This window comes from Arthrobacter sp. SLBN-100, from assembly GCF_006715305.1.
In the GTDB taxonomy this organism is placed as follows: Bacteria; Actinomycetota; Actinomycetes; order Actinomycetales; family Micrococcaceae; genus Arthrobacter.
The window spans coordinates 3,273,685-3,290,861 of the sequence record NZ_VFMY01000001.1; the positions used below are offsets into that span (position 1 = coordinate 3,273,685).

19 protein-coding genes are annotated in these 17,177 nt (G+C 65.8%); 12 read left to right on the forward strand and 7 right to left on the reverse strand.

Annotated features, from left to right (window positions below):
* Positions 1–6 precede the first annotated feature (6 nt).
* Positions 7–468: a hypothetical protein gene (locus FBY31_RS15050; RefSeq protein ID WP_142042628.1), complete on the reverse strand. Its 462-nt coding sequence runs from the start codon at positions 466–468 to the stop codon at positions 7–9.
* Positions 469–607: 139 nt separating this feature from the next.
* On the opposite strand from FBY31_RS15050, the gene FBY31_RS15055 reads away from it, so the two are divergent.
* Complete coding sequence (locus tag FBY31_RS15055) at positions 608–844, forward strand: DUF6480 family protein (RefSeq protein WP_142042631.1); 237 nt, start codon at positions 608–610, stop codon at positions 842–844.
* A 118-nt stretch (positions 845–962) separates the two neighbouring features.
* Here the strand turns inward: FBY31_RS15055 and FBY31_RS15060 are convergent, their stop codons facing one another.
* The 3 genes from FBY31_RS15060 to FBY31_RS15070 form a co-directional block, all read right to left on the reverse strand.
* On the reverse strand, positions 963–2,027 hold the full coding sequence (locus FBY31_RS15060; RefSeq protein WP_142042634.1) for an EAL domain-containing protein: 1,065 nt from the start codon (positions 2,025–2,027) through the stop codon (positions 963–965).
* A gap of 171 nt (positions 2,028–2,198) precedes the next feature.
* A complete protein-coding gene (locus FBY31_RS15065; RefSeq protein WP_142042636.1) occupies positions 2,199–3,731 on the reverse strand; it encodes a putative bifunctional diguanylate cyclase/phosphodiesterase in 1,533 nt (510 codons plus the stop codon).
* A 19-nt stretch (positions 3,732–3,750) separates the two neighbouring features.
* Positions 3,751–5,430, reverse strand: coding sequence for an ATP-binding protein (locus FBY31_RS15070; protein WP_142042639.1), 1,680 nt, complete (start codon positions 5,428–5,430; stop codon positions 3,751–3,753).
* Positions 5,431–5,620: 190 nt separating this feature from the next.
* Between FBY31_RS15070 and FBY31_RS15075 the strand changes: the two genes are divergently transcribed.
* The 5 genes from FBY31_RS15075 (at position 5,621) to FBY31_RS15095 (ending at position 9,613) form a co-directional block, all read left to right on the forward strand.
* Entirely contained in the window at positions 5,621–6,394 is a 774-nt protein-coding gene (locus tag FBY31_RS15075; RefSeq protein ID WP_142045419.1) for a class I SAM-dependent methyltransferase, read from the forward strand.
* Between the two features lie 121 nt (positions 6,395–6,515).
* A complete protein-coding gene (locus FBY31_RS15080) occupies positions 6,516–6,965 on the forward strand; it encodes a hypothetical protein (RefSeq protein ID WP_200833379.1) in 450 nt (149 codons plus the stop codon).
* A gap of 95 nt (positions 6,966–7,060) precedes the next feature.
* Positions 7,061–7,480, forward strand: coding sequence for a hypothetical protein (locus tag FBY31_RS15085; RefSeq protein WP_142042642.1), 420 nt, complete (start codon positions 7,061–7,063; stop codon positions 7,478–7,480).
* A gap of 87 nt (positions 7,481–7,567) precedes the next feature.
* Entirely contained in the window at positions 7,568–8,377 is an 810-nt protein-coding gene (locus FBY31_RS15090; RefSeq protein ID WP_142042645.1) for an SDR family oxidoreductase, read from the forward strand.
* Between the two features lie 111 nt (positions 8,378–8,488).
* Positions 8,489–9,613 carry a glycerate kinase gene (locus FBY31_RS15095; protein ID WP_142042648.1) on the forward strand — a complete coding sequence of 375 codons (1,125 nt, stop codon included), beginning with the start codon at positions 8,489–8,491 and terminating at the stop codon, positions 9,611–9,613.
* On the opposite strand, the gene FBY31_RS15100 is transcribed toward FBY31_RS15095, so the two are convergent.
* Both FBY31_RS15100 and FBY31_RS15105 read right to left on the reverse strand, forming a co-directional pair.
* Positions 9,614–9,943, reverse strand: a complete 330-nt coding sequence (locus tag FBY31_RS15100) for a LuxR family transcriptional regulator (RefSeq protein ID WP_142042650.1) — start codon at positions 9,941–9,943, stop codon at positions 9,614–9,616.
* Positions 9,944–10,021: 78 nt separating this feature from the next.
* Positions 10,022–10,519 carry a DUF6328 family protein gene (locus FBY31_RS15105; protein WP_142042653.1) on the reverse strand — a complete coding sequence of 166 codons (498 nt, stop codon included), beginning with the start codon at positions 10,517–10,519 and terminating at the stop codon, positions 10,022–10,024.
* A 205-nt stretch (positions 10,520–10,724) separates the two neighbouring features.
* Between FBY31_RS15105 and FBY31_RS15110 the strand changes: the two genes are divergently transcribed.
* From FBY31_RS15110 to FBY31_RS15130, 5 genes are all read left to right on the forward strand, one after another.
* Positions 10,725–11,624 (forward strand): SDR family oxidoreductase, encoded by a 900-nt coding sequence (locus FBY31_RS15110; protein ID WP_142042656.1) that lies wholly within the window; start codon positions 10,725–10,727, stop codon positions 11,622–11,624.
* A gap of 61 nt (positions 11,625–11,685) precedes the next feature.
* Positions 11,686–12,054 (forward strand): hypothetical protein, encoded by a 369-nt coding sequence (locus FBY31_RS15115; RefSeq protein WP_142042659.1) that lies wholly within the window; start codon positions 11,686–11,688, stop codon positions 12,052–12,054.
* Between the two features lie 179 nt (positions 12,055–12,233).
* Positions 12,234–13,133 carry a glycosyltransferase gene (locus FBY31_RS15120; RefSeq protein ID WP_235013080.1) on the forward strand — a complete coding sequence of 300 codons (900 nt, stop codon included), beginning with the start codon at positions 12,234–12,236 and terminating at the stop codon, positions 13,131–13,133.
* A 102-nt stretch (positions 13,134–13,235) separates the two neighbouring features.
* Positions 13,236–14,102, forward strand: coding sequence for a GAF domain-containing protein (locus FBY31_RS15125; RefSeq protein WP_142042662.1), 867 nt, complete (start codon positions 13,236–13,238; stop codon positions 14,100–14,102).
* On the forward strand, positions 14,099–14,947 hold the full coding sequence (locus FBY31_RS15130) for an SGNH/GDSL hydrolase family protein (RefSeq protein WP_142042665.1): 849 nt from the start codon (positions 14,099–14,101) through the stop codon (positions 14,945–14,947). The genes FBY31_RS15125 and FBY31_RS15130 overlap by 4 nt, the downstream gene beginning before the upstream one ends.
* Before the next feature lie 6 nt (positions 14,948–14,953).
* Here the strand turns inward: FBY31_RS15130 and FBY31_RS15135 are convergent, their stop codons facing one another.
* Positions 14,954–16,306, reverse strand: a complete 1,353-nt coding sequence (locus tag FBY31_RS15135; RefSeq protein ID WP_142042667.1) for a uracil-xanthine permease family protein — start codon at positions 16,304–16,306, stop codon at positions 14,954–14,956.
* A 221-nt stretch (positions 16,307–16,527) separates the two neighbouring features.
* Here FBY31_RS15135 and FBY31_RS15140 point away from each other — a divergent pair, with 221 nt between their 5' ends.
* Entirely contained in the window at positions 16,528–17,130 is a 603-nt protein-coding gene (locus FBY31_RS15140; protein WP_142042670.1) for a malonic semialdehyde reductase, read from the forward strand.
* Positions 17,131–17,177 lie beyond the last annotated feature (47 nt).

The following is a 17,177-nucleotide window of genomic DNA, read 5'->3' on the forward strand; positions in this document are numbered from 1 at the left end:
GCTGACTTATTTCTTGAAGTCCCGGCCGGTGCTGGTGGACGGGTCCTGGTCACCTTCGGTCGGATCGGCCCGCAGTTCGTCAGGATTGCTGTCAGGCAATCCTCCCGAAACGCCCGAAACGCCCTCCGCTGAGCGGCCACCGGCTGGCTCCGCCGCGCCGTCGGGAGCGGAAGCGTTGCCCGCCAACCCGCCGTCGTCGTTCGCCCGGTCATCGCCCCGGTCGTCAACGTCCCCGCCAAGGGGAGATTCCGATACCGGTCCCGGAGCCGGCCCGGCTTTCAGGCCGGGTGCCTTTTGCTTCTCGGCTTCCATGGCGTTCGATCCCTCGCTGAGGGAGGAGTGGACCTCCACGTCGCTATTGGGATCCGCTGGGTCAGGAACGTCCATTTTCTCGGTGGGCTTGCTGGTCCCTGCGAGATCCTCCATGGCGTTCTCTGCTGCCTTGCCGATGCTGTCGCCGATACCCATGTGACTGCTCCTTCCGACATTGCGCCCCGGCGCCCCCAGTGGATCGCCGGAACATTACCCTTCCAGAATTATCAGCATGCTTACAATTAGTCCAGAGCTGGGGCACCAGGCCGCGGCCGGCCAGGAAAGGAAAATTACTGTGAGCAGCTACCATCCGGAAAACGACCCCGCGAATCCTGACCGGCCGGGCAAGGGCCAATCCGGCACCGGCCTGTCAGGCGCTGGTGGGCAGGGAGGCAGGGAGGCTGCGGGCTCACCGAACCCGGACCCGGCAGAAGGCAACGTCACCGGGCTGGAACCCGGCGGCGGAGTTCCTCCCGGCGAGACGCCGCCGGCCGAGGACCAGATGAGCGCCGACCAGGGCCACGAAGAATAACCCGTCCCCGGGGCCCGGCAGCTATCCGCTCCAGCTGAGGGACCCTGCCATTACGGCGGCGGGGCTTGCGTCAGTGCCCCGCCAGCTGATGCCGGTACGCGTTTCGTACCAGCGGGCATCAGTGGGCGTCGTTTGGCGGTGTGACGTGGCCGCCCTGTTCCGGGCTGACGAGCTGGCGTTTCAGGCCGTCCATATCCAGCGTGGTGTTCCAGCTTGCCCAGTCCTGGGGCCGGACGGAGGGTCGGCCCAGAAGGTAGCCCTGGCCGGCGCTGATGCCCAGCTCCGTCAGGACCTTGAGTTCGCCCACCGTCTCGATGCCCTCTGCAATCAGGGTGGTGCCGATCTGCTCGGCGAAGTCCACCAGGCAGCCGGCAAGGGCGCGCTGGATGCCGTCGTTGTCCACGTCCCCGATAACGTTCCGGCCCACCTTCAAAAAGTCCGGCCGCAGATGCACCATCCGGCTCAATGCGCCGGCACCGGAGTGGGTGTCGTCGACGGCGATCCGCAGGCCACGGTCGCGCAGCGGGTTCATGGCGGCAATGAACTGCGGATACTCCTCGTCGCTGACCGATTCCGTCAGTTCGAGCACCACGCGGTTGATCGGAAGGTCGATGTGCTCGAAAAGTTCGGGCAGCCGCGGGTCCAGGCAGGACGTAGGCGAGATGTTCAGGGATACGTACAGGTTCCCGGGAAGATCCCTGGCTGCAGCAGCGGCGGATCCGAGCGCGGAGAACTCCAGGTTCGCGCCCAAACCGACGGCTGCTGCTTCCGCGAACCACAGTTCTGCGGCGGCGCCGTCGTCGCTGACGAAGCGCGACAACGCCTCCACGCCCACCACGGTTTCTTTGGCCAGCCCGTAAATAGGCTGGAAGGCCGTCATCAGCATGTGGCTCTCAAGCAATGCGCTGATGCGGGAAGTGCTGCGGATTGCGTCAAGTTGTTCCGCGACTTGCGGCGGAAGGGCGCTGGGTTCCAGGCGCATTTTCCTGGCGCTGTCCAGCGTTTCAACGGTATTGGCGTCGCTGCGGCGCGTTTCCAGGAGATACTCCAGCAACGCCCTTTCGGGCACGCCAGGATTTTCATCGAGGCTCTTGCTGAGGCGTTGCCGGACTGCGGCGCCGGATGGATCCGGATCCGCCAAAACAGCGGCGATGATTCCCCACGCCTGTACACGAACCGACATTAGCGACGCCCCCAGTTGACGAAGTAATGACCCAGTGGCCCTTTGTTGTTCAATTTCCAACCGCTTCTAAAAGTCTAATGCTGCCGGGAAGCCGCAATTCACGGCGACGAAAAAACAGACCCAGCAGGATGATCGTATATCGGGGTGGACAAAAGCGCAGTAGTTTTCGCCCTACTGGTTGGCGCTTTCGGGCTGGGTGGCCAACAGATCGGGAACCTGCTCCGGCGGAACGGGCCTGCTGAAGTAATAGCCCTGGGCGCTGAGGCAGCCCAGGCTGCGGAGGATCTCTGCCTGTTCCGCCGTTTCCACGCCTTCCCAAACGGCTTCCAGGCCACATGCCCGGATAAGCTGCAGTACGGCCGCCACGAGGGCCGGCTGGCTGGGATCGGTGCCCAGCCCATCAATCAGTGAACGGTCCACCTTCACACGGTCCACCGGCAGCCGGCGGAGGTAGCTGATGGACGAATAGCCGGTGCCGAAATCGTCAATTTCAATGCCGACGCCCAGCCCGCGCAGCCCGCCCAGCGAATAGCGGTCCAGTTCGTTGCCCTTGACGATGGCTACTTCGGTCAGTTCCAGTACCACCTGTTCGGGCCGAACGCCGGTTTCCTTGAGGACATTCCGGACTTCCTCGATGAACTGAAGGCTTTGCAGGTCCGTTGCGGAGATGTTGATCCGGACGGAGAAGCGGTGGTCCACGAGCTGCCCCTCAATCCATTTCCGCAGCTGGCTCACCGCCGTGCGCAGCACCCACAGCCCCAGTTCGGAGATCAGCCCGGCTTCCTCGGCCAGCGGAATGAATTCGTCCGGCATGATCAGTCCGCGGGTGGGGTGGTTCCAGCGGACCAGTGCCTCCACGCCTTCGATCCGGCCGGAGCCGAGTTCCACCACGGGCTGATAGTGCAGCGTCAGTCCGTCCGTCTTGATGGCGTTCCGGAGGTCCTCGACCAGCTGGCTGCGAAGCCTGCGGATCAACAGGAGGCCAGGTTCGAACCGGTGCAGCCTGTTCTGCCCCTCGGCCTTGGAAGCGTACATGGCGACGTCGGCCTCCATCAGCATGTCCTCGGGCGTCTGGCCCGCTCCGCCGACGCTTAGCCCGATGCTGGCTCCGCAGCGCACGCTCCGCCCTGGCACTTCTATGGGTTCGTTCAGTGACGCCAGGATGCGATGCCCAGCGATGGCGGCCTGGTCTGCGGAAACAGCCGGCATGACGATCGCGAACTCGTCACCGCCAAGCCGGGCGACGACGTCGGTGACGCGCACGGCGGCACGGATGCGCTGCCCCACCGCGATCAGCACCTGGTCCCCGGCGGTATGGCCCAGGCTGTCGTTGATGGATTTGAAGGCGTCAAGGTCCATCAGCAGGATGACAGGACCGTCATCCGTGCTGTCGTCCTCGATGGTGGCCCTCAAGGCATCGATGAGTGCAGAGCGGTTGGCCAGGCCCGTCAGGGGGTCCTGCATAGCCATTTTCTGCATTTCCAGGTGCGCTTCATGCAGGAGCTGGGTGCGCACCTGCACCCGCTGTTCGAGTTCCTCGTAGATGATCTGCAGGTCCTCGGCCAGGAGGTTGGTGCCCATGATGATGGCATCCAGCTCGTCGCGGGCTTCCGATACTTCTATCCGCGAGCTGAGGTCTCCCGATGCCAGCCGGACGATGCCTTCGAGCAGTTGGGAAAGCCGGGGGTCGTTGTCGGAAAACATCGGTGACTCCCTCCCTTGCTCAGTTGGCCCGGCTGCGGTCGGTATCCAGGGGAAGGCTGACAGTGACGGTTGTGCCCGCGCCCAAAGTGGATGCCACGTCAATGTGGCCGCCGTGGCGTGCCACAATATCCTGCGTGATCGCCAGCCCCAGCCCGGTTCCGGGAATGGCTCCGGACATGGCATTGGACGCCCGGTAGAACCTGGTAAAGACGTGGTCGATTTCCTCGCTGGAGATGCCGATGCCGTTGTCAGCCACGCTGATGGTTGCCCACCGGCTGCCGTCTGCCGCCGCATGCGACTCGCTGCCCACCTCGATCCGGCCACCGCTTGGCGTGAACTTTATGGCGTTGGACACCAGGTTGGTGAACACCTGCTGCAGCTGCACCTCGTCGGCCAGGATCTCCGGGTCCTCGGGGGCAGGATCCACCGCAATGGTGACGTTCTGCAGCTGGGCCAGGGGCCGCAGTGCGCCTGCCACCAGGTCCAGGGTCTGCCCCAGGCGCACCGGGGTGAGATGCATCAGGTTGTCCTCGAGGCCGTTGCGGGACACGCTCAGCATGTCCTCGATCAACGTCCGCAGCCGCTCAGTGTTGCGGACCACGATGTCCAGCATCTGGTGGACCTCCGGCGAGACGGGCTGCTCGGTGCTTTCCTGGATCATGTCCAGGTACGCCATGATGGATGTCAGGGGGGTCCTCAGCTCGTGGTTGACGGTGGCGAGGAAATCGGTTTTCGCCTTGTCGAGCTGTTGAAGCTGCTTGACCACCTGCTGCTGGCTGCTGATCAGGTGGCTCTGGATCAGCCCGTGCGCGGCGTTGCCGGCCACGTGCTGGATCAGGCCCAGCTCGGCGCGGGACCATTGCCGCGGCTGGTCCAACATCACGATCCAGATGATGCCCAGTGATGAACTGCCCTCACCCATTGGCACCGCCAGCAACGAAGCCGCCGGGCCAAGACGCTTGGCGTCGGCGGGTACGCCGCTGGACGCGTCCTCCTCGGACCCCTCGGAGGAGAGCGTTTCAGTCACGGCCCACAACATGTCGGCCGTATGCCGCGCGGATCCTTCATCCGGGAGAGCGTTGTCCCCCAGTGGTTCAAGGCCGGGTCTGGTCCAGGTGGCGGTAATGGGGGGAACCCGCTCGTCCTCAAACGTGGTGAGCCGGACGTGGTCAGCCTTGAACGTCCGCCCAAAACCAGCCACCACATGGTTGGCGATCTCCTGCGGATCGTTTGTTCCGCGCACAGCGGCAGACACCAGCCGTAGCTGTTCACGGAGCGCCTCGGCCTCCTGCCGGGCGGTATTGCGCCGCGACACCTGGCTGATGAGGGAGGTGGCCCGGTGGACAAGTTCCTTGGGCGGCGGGGGTTTCGCAATGCAGTCATGGATCCCGGGAGGTTGCATGGCTGCAAGCTCCGCCGGATTGTCCAGGTCCACCATCACCAGGACAGGGGCCACTGCTTCAACAGCAGACAGGCACGTGTCAACCACAATGACTGAGGGTTCGCCTGCAGTCAGCAAACGGGCGAGGCCGTCCATATCACGCGCGGTGCGCACCTCGTAACCGGCATCGCGCAGTGCCTGCGCATTCAAAGCCAGCCGCCCGTCGTCGGGGTCCGCCACAAAAGCGGTTCGTGGCACAGACGGGTCCCACGGCAAATCAGCCGCCACAATGCCCCCTTCGCTCCCAGTTGAGTACATTGTAGGGCGGCGCGTCCCGGATGATCCCTTGGAAGCTGCACATCACTCCAGCGTGACGGAACGAGGCCCGTTGCATGCACGCGGCGCACCGCGGGAGGCCAGCCAACTGCTGGCCGCCTGCTGCCCGACATATATTGGATCTGTGTCCTCTCCAGCAAAATCGGTGCGCTCTTCCTGGCGGAAGTACCTGATGATCCCCAAGCTTGCCCGGCTGTCCCGTTCTGCCCCCAAGGACAGGCCCCTGGCCTGGGACCAGTACTGGGCGGGCATCAAAGCGACCGGCGCTGGCGGCGAGGTTCTGTGGGATTCGGGCCGGGACCACGAGTTCCAGGGCTACCGCGATGTGCTGCTGCGCCACCTGGATCCGGAGCTGCCCGTGGTTGACGTGGGGTGCGGACACGGCAGCTTCACACGCGCATTGGCCGGTACCTTCCGCGAGGTGATCGGTGTTGATGTATCCGCCCACGCAGTGGCCCGGGCGCGTGCGGAGTCGGAAGCGCAGGAAGATCTGGCGGGCCGGGTCCGCTACGAAGCCCGGGACATGACAGCACCCGGCGCCGCCCTGGGGCTGGCCGGCGAACGCGGCGCCAACGTGTTCATCCGCGGCGTGCTCCACGTGCTGAGCCCTGATGACCAGGCAGGGCTGGTGGAGAACCTTCGGGTCCTGGCCGGCCGCTGCGGCACGGTCTTCCTTGCCGAGACCAACTTCCAGGGCAACCCGGTGGACTATGTCTCGCATCTGGGCGCCACCGCCAAGGGCATCCCGGCCCCCCTTGAACGGGCCATCCGCGAACTGCCCATGCCGGGCCATTTCGGCCCTGCCGAACGCTCCCGCGTCCTGCCTGAGGAGAGCTGGGAGCTGCTCGAGGACGGCGTAGCCGCCATTGAAACCAACCCGATGACGGACGTGGCTGCCCAGAGCCTGGTCCCGGGCTATTACGCCGTGCTGCGGCCGCGCGCCTAGCTGTTCTCCAGCCGTCAGCGGCCGCTGCGGCAACCGGGCCTGCCCCTTGACATGGAGGCTGGTCGGGAGGCTCCGTAGTAAGTAGACTTACTACTTACCTCCAGGGGAAAGGATAGCCACCATGGCAAACGATAAAGGCAACAAGACGCGCGAAGCTGAAGCAGGCCGGGACGAAGAAGATCTGGGCGCGGGACCTGACGGCGGGAAGGTGCGTACCGGACCGGAATCATCGAAGTCCTTGAAATATTCACAGGAGGTCACCTCAACGGAGGACGAACCGGAACGCGAGGGCCGCAGCCTGGTCACCACGCACCACGAAGTCATCAGGCAGTGGGCGGAGGAGCGCGACGGCGTTCCGGCCACTGTGGAAGGCACTGAGCACGGTGACCATCTTGGTGTGCTGCGGATCGACTTCGGCGGCGAAAACGACAAGCTCCGCCACATCAGCTGGGAGGAATGGTTTGAAACCTTCGACTCCCGCGGGCTGAATTTCATTTACCAGGAACAGCGCAGCGACGGCCAACAATCGAATTTCTTCCGGCTGGAAAATCCCGGCCGGGAAGACGCCTAAGCCGCATCCGTCCTGCCGTACCCCCGCAAGACCAGCACCGGATCACCTCCGGCGCCGTCCCGTCGTCGGCAGGCGCAGAACTTACAGGAACTACAATGCGCGAACTTATCCCTTCGGGTTCCCTCCGGGGAATGCTGCTGCCACCCACCTATGGCCGGCACGTCACGGACTCCACGGAGTTCACGGTGCTGTGCGTGGAAATCTGGTCCACCGGCCTGGTGGTCAACATCCAGCTGGCCTCCGACGGCGAACCGGAACCCGTCATCATTCTCCAGGACCACTTCGGCACGGATTACTCATTGCGCAAGTCCGTGAACGTGGGGTCCCGGAACCTGCAGGTCTTTACCCCGTCCGTGCCTCCCGGCACCAGGAGCCTGACCGTCAGGTCGGCCGACGATTCCCACCCCCGGCCCGTGGTGACCTTTGCTGTCCCGCTCATGGCAGTGCGGGACAGCCGCCCTGAATCGAACGACGCCGGATATCCCTCGCCGCCGGAACTCCGCCGCCCTGCCTGATGAGCAGGCCCGCCTGATTATGAAGCCCGCCTGATTATGAAGCCCGCCTGATTATGAAGCCCGCCTGATTACCGAAGAGGAGCCACCATGCAGGACACCACCGGCTTTAGCCCCAGTACCGCTATCGTCACCGGATCGGACTCCGGAATCGGCAAGGCCACCGCCGTTGCGTTGGCCAGGGCGGGCATGGATGTGGGCGTCACCTGGCATTCGGACAAGGAGGGGGCCGAAGCTACCGCGGAAGAAATCCGCGGCCTGGGGCGCAAGGCGGTGGTGCGCCAGTTGGATACCACCGACCTCCAAGGGGCGGGTGCCGTCATTGACGAACTGGCGGAAGAACTCGGCGGGGTGGACGTTTTTGTCAACAATGCGGGGACCGGCGACGGGACGAAATTCCTGGACCTTGATGTCGAGACCTGGATGCAGACACTCGACACCAACCTCAACGGCGCGTTCGTCTGCCTGCAGGCTGCCGCCCGGCGCATGGTCCATGCCGGCAGGGGAGGGCGGCTGGTGGCAGTCACCAGCGTCCACGAATTCCAGCCGCGGGTGGGATCCTCCGCCTACGATGCCTCCAAGCACGGGCTGGGCGGGCTCATGAAGACCCTCGCCCTGGAGCTTGCCGAGCATGGCATCACTGCCAACAGCGTGGCCCCCGGCGAAATAGCCACGCCCATGACGGGGCAGGAGGATGAAGATCCCACCACGAAGGACAGGCCCGGCGTCCCGCTGGGCAGGCCGGGCGACGCCAGGGAAATCGCCGCCGTGATCGCCTTCCTTGCTTCCCCCGCCTCGAGCTACGTCACCGGAGCGTCCTGGGCTGTGGACGGCGGCATGCTGCAGATGGGGCCGCAGGGCGGCTCGCACATTACCAGCCACGAATGGCGGCAGGGGTAGCAGCAGCCCGCTGCGCTTCATGGGCCGACCCTCCGCCGTCGAGGGAAGGCGATTGTCCGTATGACGGATTTGGCAAGCGCTTTCCGATTCTCGGCTGGCATGATGGAGCCCATGCGCATTCTTATTGCTCCGGACAAGTTCAAGGGTTCCCTTACGGCCGTTGAAGCAGCCGCCGCCATGGCCGAGGGCGCCCTGCGCGTCTACCCGGACGCCGTCGCCACGCAGTTTCCCATAGCCGACGGCGGTGAAGGCACCCTGGAAGCTGCGGTGGCAGCGGGTTACGAGGAACGCATCAACGCCGTGGTGGGCCCCATCCTCGCCCCGGTGGGCGCCGCGTGGGCCATCAGGAAGGCCGACGGCGGCAAGGTCACCGCCGTGATCGAAACCGCCCAGGCCTCCGGCCTTGCCGATATGGAACCCACCCCCGCCAACGCCCTGCGCGCCCACAGCTACGGCTGTGGCCAGCTCATCGCGGCCGCCCTGGACGCGGGCGCCACGGAAATCGTCCTGGGGCTTGGCGGATCGGCAATGACCGACGGCGGCAGCGGCGCCCTGCGCGCCCTGGGCCTGAAGCCGCTGGACGCCGCCGGCAACGTGGTGCCGCTCGGCGGCGGCTCGCTCGCGGACGTCGTGGCGCTGGACGCGTCCGCGCTCGATCCCCGGCTTGCCGCCACCGCCTTCCGCATCGCCGTCGACGTGCGGAACCCGCTGTACGGAACGCTGGGAGCCGCCCACGTCTTTTCCCCCCAGAAGGGCGCCGACGGGGAGGCCGTGGAACTGCTCGACGCCGGCCTGCGCAACTGGGCCTCCCTCCTGCGGGAGGTGACGGGCCGGGACGTGAACGTCGAGGGCGCGGGCGCCGCCGGTGGCTTCCCGGCGTCGTTCCTTGCCTTCACCGAGGCCGCGCTCGAAGGCGGCTTTGCGCTGGTGGCGGGACTGACCGGCCTTGCCGATCAGCTCTCCGCAGCCGACCTGGTGATCACAGGTGAAGGGTCCATGGACGTCCAGTCGCTGGCCGGAAAAGCCCCGATTGCGCTCGCGGACGCGGCACGGGAACGGGGTATCCCGGTGATCGTGGTGGCCGGGCGGATCCTGGTGACTCCCGAAGACCTGGCCGGGCACGGTGTGGTTGCGGCCGCCCAGTTGCTGGACGTGGCAACCGGTCCGGAAGATGCGGTAGCCAACGCCGCCAAGTACCTCGCCTGGGCAACAAGCCAGGTACTTGAGGGCGCCTGACTAAACGATGGTGGTGTTGCGGCGGCGGCGCCAGACCAGGACCACGATCAGGGTCGCCAGGACCACGGCGCCGATAACCCACGGGGTGTAGTCCAGCCGGGTGGACTCGTTTTGGGCTGATTCGCCGGTTCCTGGGTTGGCCGGGCCGGTGGAGGCGGTATCCCCGGGAGACGGCGTGGGAGACGCGGCCGACTGCGCCCATGCCCCTCCGGAGGATGCCGTGATTCCGTGGACCAACGTGGTTGGCCCTGCCTGCGCGGCGCCGGCCGAAAGCGCCGGCGCGGCTATGAGCAGCAGGGCCATCAGGGCCGTCCTGAAAAGTGTCCGCATGAAGTTCTCCTGTCATTCCGTTAAGGGTCAACGTTGAAAAGTGCGGGGCCGCAGCCATGTGGCCGGCACCCCCGACCGCTACCGTCCGGCCGTGGCGCGCCTGTTCAAGTGCAGCGGGACATAGACCAGCAGGACCACCAGCACGGCCAGGAGGACGCCGCCGGCTGTCAGGCCGGCTGACCGGCCCGCCGTCACGTCAAAGACCAGCGCGGCACTTCCGGCACTCAACAGCCCTATACCGGCCAACGCGATCTTGGTAATGGCATCCGCGCTGGAAACCAGCGTTTCCTTGAGCCGCTTGCGGAAGAGCCGACGGTGCACGCTGACCGGCAGAAGGATGAAGGCGGTAGTCAGGGCAGCGATCACCACGTTGACCAGGTAAAGACCCACCTGGAAGTCATCAAGCTCTTTGAAGCGCGACTGGAAGGGGAGGGTCAACAGGAAACCGGCAAGGATCTGCACGCCCGTCTGCAACACCCGCAGCTCCTGCAGCAGTTCCGCCCAGTTGCGGTCCATCTGTTCCTCGCGGGTTTCGTTCCTGCCCGTCCGGCCCGTGTAGTCCTCCACGTTGGACATTGCCTCTCCCTCCTGCCCCAGCCACTCCCTGGGTAGCTTTCTACTCCTTAGCTACCCAAAACAACGGCAACGTTGCGCTCCGGCCACCGTTTGATAAGTTTACTGATTATTCGTATTGAACGGTGGACTTTGCTCCTCCGGCCGGGATAGCTTCGAAGAGCCGGTGCACGGGCCGTTCGAAACCGACAGAGTGAACAGGCGGACTATGAGCGAGACGGACAAGCAGACAGACCAGCCAAAGGATCCGCGCGGCGGCTACCACTCAGGCCCTTTCCCGGAGCAGGAACAGAAGCAGCCCGGCCTGACCGCGCCCATGGAGCCCAAGCCGGACCACGGGGAACTTAGCTATGAGGGGCACGGAAAACTGCAGGGCAAGGCCGCCCTGATCACCGGCGGAGATTCGGGCATCGGCAAGGCGGCGGCCATCGCATTCGCCCGCGAAGGAGCCGACGTAGCCATCTCCTACCTCCCTGAAGAGGAGGAGGATGCCCAGGACACTGCGGAGTGGATCCGGAAGGCCGGCCAGCGGGTTCTCCTGTTTGCCGGTGATGGCCGGGAGGAAGACTTCAGTACCCGGATTGCTGACGAAACGGCGGCGGAGTTCGGCCGCCTGGATGTGGTGGTGCTGAACGCGGCATACCAGAAGAACCGGGAAAGTCTGGAGTCGCTGCCCACGGAGGAGTTCGACCGGGTTTTCAAGACCAATCTCTACTCGCTGCTGTGGACGGCCAGGGCCGCCGTTCCGCATCTCAAACCCGGCGCCTCGATCATCACCACGGCATCGGTCCAGGCCTTCAACCCGTCTCCGGGCCTGATCGATTACGCCATGACCAAGGCGGCGCAGGTGGCTTTCACCAAGGCGCTGGCGCAGGAACTTGGCCCCAAGGGAATCCGGGTTAACGCTGTGGCCCCGGGGCCCATCTGGACTCCCTTGATCCCGGCCACCGAGTGGCCGGAGAAGCTTCCGAAGTTCGGGCAGGACACTCCGCTGGAACGGGCGGGCCAGCCCGCCGAGCTTGCCGCGGCCTACGTCCTGCTGGCCTCGGAGGACGGGTCCTACATTTCCGGGGCCGTACTGCCGGTGACCGGCGGAAAGGGGCTCTAAGCAGCCCAGCTTTCAGCCAAGGCCCAACGCACCATCCATCCAAAGCACAGCAGGAGGAACCATGACGCAGGAAAACCAGCACGCACAGCCGGAGAGCGATCCGGGCGGATACGGCACCCCCACCGCAGAGCAGGAACTGGGCGGAACCCAGGGCTCGGCAAACGGCTCAGGCGCAACCGGTGGCGGGGCGGGCCGCGTGGACACCAACGAGCCCCAGTCCGGCGGTGGCGGCGAACCCGTGCCCCGCGACGTGGCCCTTCCCTCAAGTGCGGCTGAGATTGACGAGAATAACGACGATTCCAAGGGGTCCGCACCCGTGTCCTCTGAGTCCGGGCAGGAGGCAGCGGGAATTCCGGACGGCAGCGGCAATGATCTGCCCCGGGAGGAATCACCGAATGACGACGACGGCGAAAGTTTCGACGCCGGATGACCAGCGCGCCGCGGCTGCTTGAGCCCGCCGCGCTTACCGCTGCAGGCCTCCGCCTGCTGTCCAATGTGGCAGCGGGCGGAGGCCTTCGCCGTGTCCGGCATACATCCCGGTGATGTGGGTACAGGACACGACGAAACCCATTCACTATCGATGCCGATGCAGGCGCCAGGAGGTGGGCTGTGAGCAGGAGATCATCAGAACAGTGGGCACGCCGTGGTGAGGTGCCGGAACAGGCGGCCGTGGACGTGCTGGTGCCCACGTGCAACCGCCCTGCCGAGCTGGCAGTGACGCTGGCCGGCCTGGCCGGGCAGGCGGATCCTTCCTTCCATGTAGTCATCAGCGACCAGTCCACCGATGCGCCCGGGTGGGAACATCCTGCGGCCGCTGCAATGGTGCGGGTCCTCGAAGCCCAGGGCCGGCCGGTCACGCTGCTGCGCCATCTGCCGCGGCGCGGGCTCGCTGAGCACCGCCAGTTCCTGCTCGACCAGGCAAGCGCAGAGAAATGCCTGTTCCTCGACGACGATGTGTGGTTGGAACCCGGTGCCCTCGAACGGCTCAACGGGGCGCTTGACGAGCTGGACTGCGGCTTTGTGGGGATGGCTCCGCAGGGCCTGTCCTACCTCGATGACAGGCGGCCGGAGCAAACTGCGGGGTTTGAAGCGTGGGATGGACCGGTGACGGCGGAACGAATTCGTCCCGGCACCCCCGGGTTTGAACGCTGGCCGCTCCACAATGCCGCCAACCTCAGCCACCTCAGCGCCGACCTTTCGTTGGGGCCGGGGGAATGGCTGCCCTACCGGGTGGCCTGGCTCGGCGGGTGCGTGCTGTACCGGCGGAAAGCCCTGAACGACGCCGGCGGCTTCACCTTCTGGCCGAGTCTTCCTGTGGAGCACGCAGGGGAGGACGTCGTGGCCCAGTGGCAGGTCATGGAGAGGTACGGTGCCGCCGGTATCCTGCCGTCGGGGGCTGTGCACCTGGAGTCACCCACCACGGTGACGGACCGGCGGGTGGAGGCCCACGACGTCGTCCTCAGCGAAAGTGCGGCCACGTACTCAGGCAACAGCGCCGCCGTCGACTGAGCAGGGAACATCGCTCCCCCCTCCCACCAACCGGGGGATACGACGTATTCTGTAGAAACAAGGTTTTGCAGTAGGCCGCAGCGCTCAGACAAGGCGTGCAAAATGGCCGCTGAACCCACGGGGCAGGTTGGCTGGGGACCGCTTCCCCTTCCGCCAGAGCCGGTGTTCGACAGCAAGGATGTTGAAGAGTACCTCTGGGATGTCACCCATGAATTCATGAAGGACATCAAGGGTGAACGCCGCGGCATCGGCTGGGCTGCCACCCTCTTCCGCCTGGGGAAGGCACGCACCCTGGCGGCCAGCAGCGATCAGGCCCGCGACGCAGACCGGGAGCAATGCTCCTTCGCTGACGGGCCGGTCCTCGAAGCCCTGCGCAGCGGCGAATTCGTGCTGTTGTCCGATGTCCGCCGGGACCGCCGGTGGCCAGGGTATGCGAGCGCCGCCGCCGGCCACGGCGTGCAGTCGCTCCTGTCCATGCCCATCGTTTCCGAGGGCATGACGAGCGCTGCCATCAACCTTTACGCTTCATCACCGCATGTTTTCAGCAGTGATGATCTTCTCCGAAGCCGGAGCTACGGCAGGCAGCTGGCCGGCGCAATGCGGGTAGTGGTGCGCGTGGCGGAGCGCGCGGAGGCGGCCGCTGGCATTGCCGTCGCGCAAAGTTCGCTTGTCCTGGTGGACCTGGCGGTTCGCAGCCTCATGGATGAGTACGGCCTCAGCAGGGAGGGTGCCCTGCGCTTCCTTCAGCGCGAGGCGTCACACCATGAGTTGGGCCTGCGGGACGCTGCCCTGAACGTGGTTGCGCCGGTGGCGCCGCTCCCCGGAAGGGACCCTTCGGGGGAGCGGCGGGAAATGGCCGACGACGTCGAGGACTTCCGCATGGTGGCTCCGGCAGAGCTGGACCCGCCGCCCGCCCCGGGGGCTGCCGCGGAAGTGCATCCTGCTACCGCGAAAGGACGGCCGGCATGAGCAACGAACAGCAGGAGACCTGGAAGGGACGCCCCCCGGCCCAGCGGCACCCGTGGCGCCGCTTCGTAGCCCTCGGCGACTCCTACACGGAAGGAATCGGTGACCCGGAATCACGCAGCATCGGCGGGTTCCGCGGCTGGGCTGACCGGGCGGCAGAGGAACTCTCCACCGGGCAGCGCGACTTCGCCTACGCCAACCTTGCCGTGCGGGGGATGGTGCTGCAGGAGATTGTTGACGGTCAGCTCGCGCCGGCCCTCGCGCTGGCGCCGGACCTGGTAGCAATGTCCGGCGGCGGAAACGACGTCGTGTTCCGGCGTGGAGACCCGGACAAACTGGCCGAGAAGATGGACCAGGCCGTGGGCATGTTGGCTGAAACCGGGGCCACCGTCATCTTGTTCGCCGGGCCGGACTGGGGCGGTACTCCAGTGCTGGGGCAAATCCGGGGGAGGCTGGCAATCTACAACGAGCATCTTCATACGATCGGCATGCGCCACCACGCGGTGATGGTGGACCTGTGGTGCCTTCCGGCGCTCCATGACGCCCGGATGTGGGACAGGGACCGCCTTCACCTTTCGCCCTTGGGGCATCACGTCGTTGCCGTTGCCGCCCTCGATGCGCTCGCGGTGCCGCATTCGCTCAAGCCCCTGCAACCGCGGCCGGTCCCGTCACATGGCTGGACCCAAGCCAGGGCCGAAGACCTGATCTGGGCGAGGCAGTATTTCTTCCCCTGGGTCCTGCGGAGGTTGCGGCCCCCAGCAGGGCAGCTCCTGGAGCCTAAGCGGCCGCTGCCAGGCCCTGTCTTTGGCCTCGGCGGCGATGACGTGGACTCACATGATGTCGCTTAGCCCGTACTAGCGCTTCTTGGGCGCCCGTTTCGCGGCTGCATTCATGGCAGCCTTGGCGGCAGGAGGCAGTCCGGCCTGCTCTGTTTCGGGTTCGGCCACCGTGCCCCTGGCCTTCGCGATGGCCTTCATGCCGTGGTAGATCGCCAGCGCCGCGGCGGAACCCAGCGCGATGCCCGTGAACTTGAGCTCGCCGATGGTCCAGGTGTAGTCCGCGATGCCGATAATCAGGGCGACGGCGGCCGTGGTCAGGTTCACGGGGTTGGAGAAGTTCACTTTGTTCTGCACCCAGATCTTCACGCCCAGGATGCCGATCATGCCGTAGAGCATCGTGGCCGCGCCGCCCAGCACACCCGGCGGGACCGTGGCGATCAGCTCGCCGAATTTGGGGGAGAAGCTCAGCAGGATGGCGAAGACGCCTGCCACCCAATAAGCCGCCGTCGAATAGACCTTGGTGGCGGCCATCACGCCGATATTCTCTGCGTAGGTGGTGGTGCCGGAACCGCCGCCGAAGCCGGCCAGTACGGTGGCGGCACCGTCGGCCAACAGCGCGCGGCCGGAGACGCCGTCGAGGTTCTGTCCTGTCATGGCAGCCACTGACTTCACGTGGCCGATGTTCTCGGCCACCAGCACCAGCACCACGGGCACGAACAGGCCCAGGACGCCCACGTGGAATTCGGGGGCCTGGAACTGCGGCAGGCCCACCCACGCGGCGGCGTCCATCTTGTCGTAGCTCACCTCCCCGCGGAGCATTGCCACGAGGTAGCCCACCACCACGCCCACCAGGATGCTGAGCCGGCCCAGGATCCCGCGGAACAGGACGCTGACCAGGATGATGGTGGCCAGCGTGATCACTGCGGTAACGGGGGCGGCATCGAAATTGTTTTTCGCTGCCGGGGCCAGGTTGAGGCCGATGAGCGCCACGATCGCGCCGGTGACGATGGGCGGCATCAGCCGGTTGATCCAACCCGCGCCGAACTTCTGCACAACGGCGCCCACCAGGGCCAGTACGGCGCCGGCCAGCACCACGCCGCCCAGCGCTCCGGGGACGCCGAACTGCTGCTGGGACGCCATGATCGGTGCGATGAAGGCGAAGCTTGAGCCCAGGTAGCTGGGCACCCGGCCCTTGGTGATGACCAGGAACAGCAGTGTGCCGATGCCCGAGAAGAACAGCGTGGTGGCAGGCGGCATGCCGGTGATGATGGGCACCAGGAACGTGGCGCCGAACATGGCCACCACGTGTTGCATGCCCACGCCGATGGTCAGCGGCCAGGCAAGCCGTTCATCGGGGGCCACCACGTGGCCCGGCTTGATGGACTTGCCGTTGCCGTGCAGCTTCCATTTGATTCCGAGCATGCTCATGGGCGGAGGCCTTTCAAAGGGGGTTGCCGGGGAGGGCGAAGATCAACTGGCTCCAGAATACCGCCAAGCTTTTCGCCCGGCGCCGCCAGGTTGCTCTTGGGTGCGGCTGTGGCTAACGTCACGGGCCGTCACGGGAAGAGGAAAGGAGTGGTTGAAGTTGCAACTATGGACAGCGAAAAGGCCACCCCGGCAGGCGGGGCGGCGCAGCGAAAGGTACGCCAATGACTATTGCCCACGAAGAAGCGGTTATCGATTCGGCCGCCGTCGACGCCATTTTCGCGCAGGCCCGCACCCCCAACTCCTTTACCGGGGAGGTCACCGACGAGCAGGCACAGGCCATCTACGAGCTGACCAAGTATGGCCCCACCGCCTTCAACTCGCAGCCGCTGCGCGTGACCTACGTCCGCTCCGCTGAAGCCCGCGCCACCCTCGTTGACGCACTCGCCAACGGAAACAAGGCCAAGACCGCCTCCGCCCCGCTCGTGGCCATCCTCAGCTACGACACCGACTGGGCAGAGCAGTGGGACAGCTTCCTCCCCGGCTACAACGCCCCGAAGGCCATGTACGACGCCGACCCGGAACTGGCGGCCGCCACTGGCAACAACAACGCCCACCTGCAGGCCGGCTACTTCATCCTGGCGGTCCGGTCGCTCGGCTTCGCCGCAGGCCCCATGACCGGTGCGGATTTCGCTGCGATCGACGCCGCCTTTTTCCCCAAGGGTGACCAGAAGAGCTTCCTGGTGGTCAACATCGGCCGGCCTGCCGAGGATGCGGGCACAGCCAAGCCCAAGTTCTCCTACCAGGACGTCGTCCGTACCGTCTGATCCTCCGGCCGGTGGTTGAGCCGGTCGAAACCTGTCGGGGTGGCGGT

What these genes read in the sequence shown, in the direction of transcription:
- FBY31_RS15090 (WP_142042645.1), top strand. Translation starts at nt 7,568, where the DNA reads ATGCAGGACACCACCGGCTTTAGCCCCAGTACCGCTATCGTCACCGGA.
- FBY31_RS15115 (WP_142042659.1), top strand. Translation starts at nt 11,686, where the DNA reads ATGACGCAGGAAAACCAGCACGCACAGCCGGAGAGCGATCCGGGCGGA.
- FBY31_RS15140 (WP_142042670.1), top strand. Translation starts at nt 16,528, where the DNA reads ATGACTATTGCCCACGAAGAAGCGGTTATCGATTCGGCCGCCGTCGAC.
- FBY31_RS15125 (WP_142042662.1), top strand. Translation starts at nt 13,236, where the DNA reads ATGGCCGCTGAACCCACGGGGCAGGTTGGCTGGGGACCGCTTCCCCTT.
- FBY31_RS15105 (WP_142042653.1), bottom strand. Translation starts at nt 10,519, where the DNA reads ATGTCCAACGTGGAGGACTACACGGGCCGGACGGGCAGGAACGAAACC.
- FBY31_RS15130 (WP_142042665.1), top strand. Translation starts at nt 14,099, where the DNA reads ATGAGCAACGAACAGCAGGAGACCTGGAAGGGACGCCCCCCGGCCCAG.
- FBY31_RS15065 (WP_142042636.1), bottom strand. Translation starts at nt 3,731, where the DNA reads ATGTTTTCCGACAACGACCCCCGGCTTTCCCAACTGCTCGAAGGCATC.
- FBY31_RS15080 (WP_200833379.1), top strand. Translation starts at nt 6,516, where the DNA reads ATGGCAAACGATAAAGGCAACAAGACGCGCGAAGCTGAAGCAGGCCGG.
- FBY31_RS15075 (WP_142045419.1), top strand. Translation starts at nt 5,621, where the DNA reads ATGATCCCCAAGCTTGCCCGGCTGTCCCGTTCTGCCCCCAAGGACAGG.
- FBY31_RS15085 (WP_142042642.1), top strand. Translation starts at nt 7,061, where the DNA reads ATGCGCGAACTTATCCCTTCGGGTTCCCTCCGGGGAATGCTGCTGCCA.
- FBY31_RS15110 (WP_142042656.1), top strand. Translation starts at nt 10,725, where the DNA reads ATGAGCGAGACGGACAAGCAGACAGACCAGCCAAAGGATCCGCGCGGC.
- FBY31_RS15050 (WP_142042628.1), bottom strand. Translation starts at nt 468, where the DNA reads ATGGGTATCGGCGACAGCATCGGCAAGGCAGCAGAGAACGCCATGGAG.
- FBY31_RS15095 (WP_142042648.1), top strand. Translation starts at nt 8,489, where the DNA reads ATGCGCATTCTTATTGCTCCGGACAAGTTCAAGGGTTCCCTTACGGCC.
- FBY31_RS15060 (WP_142042634.1), bottom strand. Translation starts at nt 2,027, where the DNA reads ATGTCGGTTCGTGTACAGGCGTGGGGAATCATCGCCGCTGTTTTGGCG.
- FBY31_RS15070 (WP_142042639.1), bottom strand. Translation starts at nt 5,430, where the DNA reads ATGTACTCAACTGGGAGCGAAGGGGGCATTGTGGCGGCTGATTTGCCG.
- FBY31_RS15100 (WP_142042650.1), bottom strand. Translation starts at nt 9,943, where the DNA reads ATGCGGACACTTTTCAGGACGGCCCTGATGGCCCTGCTGCTCATAGCC.
- FBY31_RS15135 (WP_142042667.1), bottom strand. Translation starts at nt 16,306, where the DNA reads ATGAGCATGCTCGGAATCAAATGGAAGCTGCACGGCAACGGCAAGTCC.